Source organism: Kineococcus glutinatus (assembly GCF_039542765.1).
In the GTDB taxonomy this organism is placed as follows: Bacteria; Actinomycetota; Actinomycetes; order Actinomycetales; family Kineococcaceae; genus Kineococcus_A; species Kineococcus_A glutinatus.
This window is the reverse complement of sequence record NZ_BAABIL010000338.1, coordinates 1-7,629: the sequence shown is the minus strand read 5'-3', so window position 1 is coordinate 7,629 and position 7,629 is coordinate 1. Positions and strand designations below refer to the sequence as shown.

At 76.4% G+C, this 7,629-nt stretch carries 5 protein-coding genes; 3 read left to right on the top strand and 2 right to left on the bottom strand.

Annotation, left to right across the window (positions count from 1 at the left end; all coding sequences use genetic code 11):
- The first annotated feature begins 102 nt into the window (after positions 1 to 102).
- Both ABEB16_RS13075 and ABEB16_RS13070 read left to right on the top strand, forming a co-directional pair.
- Positions 103 to 1,164: a glycosyltransferase family 4 protein gene (locus ABEB16_RS13075; RefSeq protein ID WP_345712685.1), complete on the top strand. Its 1,062-nt coding sequence runs from the start codon at positions 103 to 105 to the stop codon at positions 1,162 to 1,164.
- Positions 1,161 to 2,366, top strand: coding sequence for a glycosyltransferase family 4 protein (locus tag ABEB16_RS13070; protein WP_345712684.1), 1,206 nt, complete (start codon positions 1,161 to 1,163; stop codon positions 2,364 to 2,366). The genes ABEB16_RS13075 and ABEB16_RS13070 overlap by 4 nt, the downstream gene beginning before the upstream one ends.
- On the opposite strand, the gene ABEB16_RS13065 is transcribed toward ABEB16_RS13070, so the two are convergent.
- Positions 2,288 to 3,610, bottom strand: a complete 1,323-nt coding sequence (locus ABEB16_RS13065) for an MATE family efflux transporter (RefSeq protein ID WP_345712683.1) — start codon at positions 3,608 to 3,610, stop codon at positions 2,288 to 2,290. The genes ABEB16_RS13070 and ABEB16_RS13065 overlap by 79 nt on opposite strands.
- A 271-nt stretch (positions 3,611 to 3,881) precedes the next feature.
- Between ABEB16_RS13065 and ABEB16_RS13060 the strand changes: the two genes are divergently transcribed.
- A complete protein-coding gene (locus ABEB16_RS13060; protein ID WP_345712686.1) occupies positions 3,882 to 5,300 on the top strand; it encodes a tyrosine-protein kinase domain-containing protein in 1,419 nt (472 codons plus the stop codon).
- Positions 5,301 to 6,662: 1,362 nt separating this feature from the next.
- Here the strand turns inward: ABEB16_RS13060 and ABEB16_RS13055 are convergent.
- Complete coding sequence (locus ABEB16_RS13055) at positions 6,663 to 7,595, bottom strand: glycosyltransferase family 2 protein (RefSeq protein WP_345712682.1); 933 nt, start codon at positions 7,593 to 7,595, stop codon at positions 6,663 to 6,665.
- Between the last annotated feature and the right edge of the window lie 34 nt (positions 7,596 to 7,629).

Below are 7,629 nucleotides of genomic sequence, written 5' to 3'. Positions count from 1 at the left end.
CAGGTCCCGGCGGACGCCCCGGACCGGCGGGCCCGGCAGTCCCCCGGCGCGCTCCTGCCGGCGGCGCGGAAGGCGGGGCGGGGCTAGGTGCTGGAGCACGCGGTGCGCGGGAGGGGACGCACGGGACCGGTGTGCGTGGAGGTCGTGTACCCCAGCGAGCGGGACGTGGCCCTGTGGCAGCGGCGCCACGCCGCGGGCGAGGTGCCCAACCGCTGGCCCTACGGGCTGGACCGGATGGGCGGTCCCGGTGTCGACCTCGGCTACCGCAACGTCGCCGCCGCCGGGCGCGCCCGCACCGCGCTGCAGCGCGGGGCGGGCCTGGTGGGGTTGCGGGTCCCGCGGCCCCGCGGGGGTGCCCGGCGCATCGGGCTGGCGTGGGACGAGAACGCCGCCCAGCGGATGGTGGCGCAGGGGCGCTACGGCCGGATGCACGCCGGGGCCATCTGGGTCAGCGACGCGCTGCGGGAGGGCCGGCGGGACGCCGTGACGCGCGCCCGGCTGCGGGCCCTGCGCAGCACGGACGGGGTGTGGTGCCTCAGCCGGGCCCAGCTGGAGCCGTTGCGGGAGCAGCTGGGGACCGGGGGGCCACCGGTGTCGTTCGTGCGGTTCGGGGTGGACCCGGACTTCTACCGCTACCGCGACCACCCCGGCAGGCCGGTGGTCGTCAGCGTCGGCGGCGATCGCGACCGGGACGCGGCCACCCTGTTCGCGGCGCTCGCGGAGGTCGTCCGCGCCCGCCCCGACGCGGAGGTGGTGGTCCAGACGACCTCCGCCCTGCGACCGCCGCCCGGGGTGCGGACCGAGCGGTACCTCACCCACCTGCAGCTGCGCGACCTCTACGCGCGGGCCTCCGTCGTGGCGATCGCCACGCGGCCGAACCTGCACGTCTCGGGCATGACGGTCAGCCTGGAGGCCATGGCCACCGGCCGGCCGGTCGTCATCACCGGCTCACCGGGCATGGAGGACTACGTGACCGACGGCGAGAACGGCTTCGTCGTGCCGACCGGGTCCGCGGCGGCCCTGGCCGAGCGGGTCGTCCACCTGCTCGCCGAGCCCGACACGGCCCGGGAGGTGGGGCGGCGGGGCCGCGCCGCGGTGGAGGCGGGGATGACCAGCGGGCACCTGGCGCAGCAGCTGCTGCTGCTCGTCGGCGCCGCCGCGTGAGCGCGGCGCTCCCCCTCCTGCAGCGACCCGTGCTGCGGTCGGTGCTGCGGTCGGTGCGGCGCACCCGGTTCGACCGGGTCCAGGTGTACCGCACCCTGCGCAGCGCCCACCTGGAGCGGGCGCGCGCGATCGGGGCGACGTCCGTGCTGTACCGCTCGCGGCGCGCCGACTTCGACGAGGCGCTGGCGGAGGGCCTCGACCTCGTCCGGGCGGGCCCGTGGGCGACGGCGGCGACCCTGCTGGCGTCGCGGGTGCGGACGGTGGAGGTGAACGAGCCGCTGATGCTGCCCGCGGCGCGCCAGGGCGTCCTCACCGTGCTCGCGGCCAGGCTCAGCGGTGCGCTGCACCGCGTCGACGTGCGGGTGGTGGCGTACGCCATCGAGAACCGCGACCCCCGCGCGTCCCCCGCCCCCACCGCGCGCCGCCGCCTGCGCCGGTCCCTCGACCTGCGCGCGGCCCGGTTCCTGGCCCGCCACGTCGACCGCATCGCCTACGGCACGACGGGCGCCGCCCACCTCTACGCGGACCTGCTGCCGGGCACCGCCGCGAGAGGCCTCTCGCGCGTGGTGGAGGCGCTGCCCGCCCCGTGCGACTGCCCGCCGGGCACCGGCGCGCGCCCCGGCTCCGTGCTGTTCCTCGGCGCGCTGGAGGAGCGCAAGGGTTTCCACCTGCTCGCCCGGGCCTGGCCGCAGGTGCTGCGGTCCCACCCCGCGGCGACCCTGGCGGTCGTGGGAACCGGTCCGCTGGCCGGCCTCGCGCACGAGACGGCCCGGAACCACCCGGGCGTGTCGGTGCTCGTCGACCCGCCGCGGGCGGAGGTGCACCGGCAGCTGCGCCGGGCGGCGGTCCTGGTGCTGCCGTCCCAGCGGACCCCGACGTGGCGCGAGCAGGTGGGCCTGCCGCTCGTCGAGGGGCTGGCGCACGGCTGCCTGGTCGTCACGACGGCCGAGTCCGGCATCGCGCCGTGGCTGGCCGGGCACGGGCACGTGGTGCTGGACCCCGCGGTGGACGCCGCCGGGGTGGCCGCGGCGGTGGTCGCCGCGCTGGGTTCCGCGCGCACCGGCGCCGAGGTGCTGGCGGACCTGCCGGCGCAGGACGGCCGGCGGGCGGCCGACGCGTGGCTTCACGCCCCGGCGGTGGACCCCCCGGGAGCCGACCCCGCGGCGGTGGACCGGCGGCGCCGCAGGTCGCGCCGGGTGTAGAGGGCGTTCGGGACGACCTGGCACAGCAGGACCGCGACGGCCGAACCGATGATGGGCCCGCCCGCGCCGACCACGCCGACCAGCCACCAGGACAGCGCCAGGTTCAGCGGGACCATCACGAGGATGGGCGGGACCTGGAACCGCAGCCCGGGCTCGTCGGTCATGTACATGCCCAGGGGGTACTTGGCCGCCTGCACCGCGACGAACGCGACGAACCCCCAGACCAGCCAGCCGTCCAGCGCGATCGCGCCGTCGCTCAGGAAGGGCGCCAGCCAGGGCATCAGCAGGGCCAGCACGAGCGCCCCGGCCAGCCCCACGAGGCAGAAGGCCCCGGCCATGGCGAACGGGGAGCTGACGTCCGAGGTGCTGCGGGCCCGGGCGAAGACCGGCCACAGCGCCAGGCCGGCCGCGCTCACCGTCTGCAGCACGATCCCGAACATCGACGCCGCCAGGCCGTACTCGGCCAGGGCGGTGCCCGGGGTCAGGTGGCTCAGCAGCAGCCGGTCGGTCTGCATCGCGACCGGCAGCGCGACCATCTGCACGATCATCGGCCAGGCGGTGCCGAACACGGGCACCCCCCGGACCCGCCGGGGCCTCGGGACGTCGCGGAGCACCGCCCACGCCAGGCCCCTGAGGCGGCGCGAGGCGATGAGCGAGCCGGTCCCGGCCACGACCGCGCCCCCCAGGTAGGAGAACACCGCGAGGTATCCGCCCCCCTGCGCCCCGGTGAGGACGAGCAGCAGCACGGCGAGGACGAACAGCGGGGAGGCCAGGCCCTGCAGCAGGATCTGGACGTGGTTGAGGCCCAGACCGGTGAGGACCCGCTGGCCGACGGCCAGCGGCAGGGTGCAGGCGAAGACCACCAGGCACAGCAGCGCCGCCGTGGGGCCCGAACCGGGCAGGAGGCCGTCGCCGAGCACGGCGGGCCACCACCCGAGGACGCTGACGAGCACACCGGCCCCGGTGATGACCGCCGCCGAGACCAGGACGACCCGCAGGGAGCTGACGAGCGTGCGGTGCACGTGCTCGTCGCAGGCCGGCGAGCGGGAGGCGGCGACGCTGTTCATGACCGCCGCGGCCATCCCGAGGTCCGCGAACGGCAGCAGGGCGGCGACGGACACCAGCAGCCCGTACTGGGCGTACGCCGCCACGCCGAAGTGCTCCAGCACCAGGCGCAGGGAGAAGACCGAGATGACGCCGGAGACCACCATGACCACGAACTTCGCCGCGGCGCTCGTCCCCACCGTCCGCCAGGTACCGTGTACGGAGCGCTGCCGACCGGCGTCCGGTGTTCTCACAGCACCCTTCACCGAATACCCCCATCCCGTCGGCCGGCGGCGCCTATCGTGACATCTCCGAGGTCGCGGTACGGAAACACGCCGGGCCCCGGCGGCCCGGCGGGCGGTGGGGTGCCCGGTCACGGCAGGGCGCCCGCACCGGCCGGCGGTGCGGTGTCCGGCGCCCACGGACCGGAGCCGCCCGGCACCGGCCAGGAGGAGGACATCGGTGGAGTTCATGCAGTACCTGGACCTCCTGCGGCGCCGCTGGGCGGTGCTGTTCCTCTGCGCGCTGCTGGGCGGTGCCTGCGCCTTCGGCCTGTCCGCGCGCAAGGCACCGCAGTACCAGGCGACCGCCACCGTCTTCCTCTCCCCCAGCCAGGGCCAGACGATCGGCGAACTCGCGCAGGGTTCGTCCTACACGCGGGGGCTGGTCCAGTCCTACGTCCGGCTGACCACCACGCCCACGGTCCTGGAACCCGTCATCGCGCAGCTCGGGCTCGACACCACCCCGCAGGCGCTGGCCGGGAGGGTCTCCGCCGAGACGGAGCTGGACACGGTGCTCATCGACATCACCGCCACCAGCGGCTCGCCGGCCGAGGCCGCCGACGTCGCCAACGCCGTCAGCGCCCAGCTCTCCCAGGCCACCGGCGAGCTGTCCCCCGCCGGGCGGGGCGACACCACCGCGATCACGGTGACCACCGTCGCCCCCGCCACGGTGCCGTCCTCGCCGTCCTCCCCGCAGCGCACCGTGGACGTCGCCCTCGGGCTGGCCATCGGCCTGCTGCTGGGCATCGCCGGCGCGGTGAGCGCGGAGGTGCTGAACACCAGGGTCCGCGACGAGTACGACGTCCTCGACGTCAGCGACGTGCCGATCCTGGCCAGCCTGGGCACGGCGCGGGGCAACCGGGGGACGCGCCACGCCGCGCGCGGCGAGTCGGTGGACCCGCGGGTGGAGTCCGTCCGGAGGCTGCGGACCAACCTGCGCCTGCTCGCCGCGGACGGCGCCCCCCAGCGCATCGTCATCGCGGCGGCGGGTGCGGGCAGGGGTTCGGCGGCCGTCGCCGTCGAGCTCGCGGTCGCCATGGCCGACCCCGAGACGCGCGTCCTGCTCGTGGAGGGCGACCTGCGCAACCCGTCGCTGGCCGAGGTGACCGGCACGGCGCCGACGGCGGGGCTGGTCGGCGTCCTCACCGGCCGGGCGCCGCTGGCCGGGGCCGTGCAGCAGTGGGGTTCCAAGCAGCTCGGTTTCCTGCCCGCCGGCGCGGTCCCCCCCAACCCCGACGAGCTGCTCGGCTCCACGGCGATGCGCCGGCTGCTGGCCGACCTGCGCGCCGACCACGACGTCGTGCTCGTCACCGCGCCCCCGGTGCTGTCGGTCGCCGACGCCGCCATCCTCGCCGCCCACGTCGACGGCACCGTGGTCACGGTCGACACCCGCCGGACCACCCGCCGGCAGCTGGAGGAGAGCCTGCGCGACCTGCACATGGTCAAGGCGCACGTCCTGGGCGTCGTGCTGGACGGGGCGTCCTCCCGCCGCCGGGGTTCCGCCCCGGCGGGGACCTCCGCCCTCGCACCCGCCCGGGGGGCGGTGCTGTCCCTGCGTCCCACCACGGGAGGGGGCGAGCGTGCCCCGGTGCACCACGAGGGCGCGTGAGCGCGCCGTCGGGATGGTGCGGGCGGGTGTCCGCGACGGGCTCGCCGAGCGGGAGGCCTGCCTGGCCGTCGCCGCCCGCACCGGGGTGCCCCCCAAGACGCTGCACGGCTGGCTGCGGGACGCGCGGTGGGCCGACGAGGCGCCCGGGCGGCGGGTCGGCGCCGACCGCGCGCTCCTGGCGCCGGTCGCCCCGCGCCACGCACCGGCCGTCACCCGGGCCGTCGCGGCCCTCGCCCTGCTGCTGCTCGGCGCGGACACCGCCCTCAAGGCGTCCCTGACCACCGGGTCGGTCGCCGCGTTCGCCCTCCTGCCCGCCTGGTTCCCGCAGCTGCGGCGCTACCCGGGGGCGCGGGCGGTCCTGCTGGTGACGGTCGCCGCCGCGGTGAGCGGGACCGTCCTCGCGGTGTTCGCGAGCGACACGCACGAGGTGGTCGCCCGCAACGGGTACGGCATGGTGCTGCGCCTGTTCAGCATCGCCGCGGGCCTCGGGGTCGTCCTGTGGGCGCGCCGGTTCCTGCGGCTGGAGACCGTGGTGCTGCTCTACGGCACCGGTTCCCTGATGTCCGGCGTCCTCGACATCCCCGGCTCGCAGAACCCGTGGAAGTACCAGCTCGCGCTGCCGGTCACGCTGATCGTCCTGTCGCTGCTGCAGCGGCTGCGCAGCCGGCTGCCGAGCGTGGCGGCCCTGCTGGTGCTCACGCTGCTGCTCCTCGGCGGTGTCAGCGCCGCCAACGACTACCGCAGCTTCTTCGGCTTCACGCTGCTGACGGGCGTGCTGGTGACCTGGCAGGCCCTGCGGTCCACGGGGGGCCGGGTGCCCAAGCGCGGGTTCCGCGCCTGGACCACGTCGGTGCTGCTCGTCGCGGGGATCGTCTACGCCCTCTACGCGACCGTGACGTCGCTGCTGCTCAGCGGGGCGCTGGGCAGCGAGCTGCAGGCGCGGTCCCGGGTGCAGGTCGAATCGGGTGGTTCCCTCATCGCGGGGGGCCGGCCGGAGTGGTCGGCGACGCGCGTCCTCATGGCCGACTCACCCGGCGGGTACGGCGTCGGCGTCGTGCCCGCCAGCAGGGACGTGCTGCTGGGCAAGACCGGCCTGGCCACCGTCGGGATCTCGCCGGACAACGGCTACGTCGACAACTACATGTTCGGCGGCCAGTTCCGGCTGCACTCGATCGTCGCCGACTGCTGGGCCAACTTCGGCCTGGTGGGCCTGGCGCTGACGGCCCTCGTCGGGTTCCTCCTGCTCAACGGCCTGGCGAGCGCGCTGATCGAGCGCCGCGCCCAGCCGGTCACCGTCCTGCTGTGCCTGCTGGCGCTGTGGGACCTGGCGTTCGGCCCGATCCACTCCGACCTCGGGGAGGTCTACCTCGCCCTGGCCGTGGTGCTCCAGCCGCGGTCCCCGGGGTTCCTGGGGTCCAGGACGACGAGCGCGCCGGCCAGCGTGCCCGACAGCACCGCGGCGACCACCCGGCGCCTGCCCAGCAGCCGCCGCAACCCGCCCCGCAGGGCGACCTCGCCGGCGTAGGCGGGGGCGACGAGGAGCCAGCGCAGCCTCCGCCGCCGCGAGAGGTTCTTGCGGGCGAACAGCAGGCGGTTGCGGCAGTTGTAGCGCCCGTACAGCGGTGACTTGCCACCACCGTCCTGCGTGCCGCCCACCGCGTGCACGACGGTCAGGTCCTGCCGCACGGCGAGCTCCCCGCCGAGCCGCACGCAGCGCACGCTGAGGTCGACGTCCTCCCAGTACAGGAAGTAGGAACCGTCGAAACCCCCCAGCTCCCGCCACAGGTCGCGGTGCACCGCGAGGCAGGCGCCGGTCAGCCACGGGTGCAGCTCGGGCCCGGCGAGGACGCCGGTCCGCCGCGTCCAGCCGTTGCGCAGGGACAGCTCCGCGCCGGAGAACCAGCGCCGCCCGTCGGGGTGGACCACCTGCGGGGAGACCATCCGCCTCGGGTGGGCCAGCACGTCGTCGCGCAGCGCCGCGGCGGTCGCCGCGTCGAGGGCCGCGTCGGGGTTCAGGAACAGCAGCACCGAGCAGCCCAGCTCCAGCGCCCTGGCGGCGCCCGCGTTCGCCCCCGCGCCGAAACCCTCGTTCGACGGCAGCGGCACGAACTCCAGGCCGCGCCGGCGGCACAGCTCCTCGGCGTCGCGGCGGGCCCGCGCCGTGGAGAGGTTGTCGACGACCACGACCACCGCGGGCAGGGCGGACAGGTCGTGCTGCAGGACGTGCCGCTCCAGCAGGCCCGGGTCCCCGTAGCTGACCACCACCACGCCGAGCAGCGGCGCCGCCTCAGCCACGCGCGGCCCCCGGTGACGGGGCGGCGGCCGGTGG

What these genes read in the sequence shown, in the direction of transcription:
- ABEB16_RS13060 (WP_345712686.1), top strand. Translation starts at nt 3,882, where the DNA reads ATGCAGTACCTGGACCTCCTGCGGCGCCGCTGGGCGGTGCTGTTCCTC.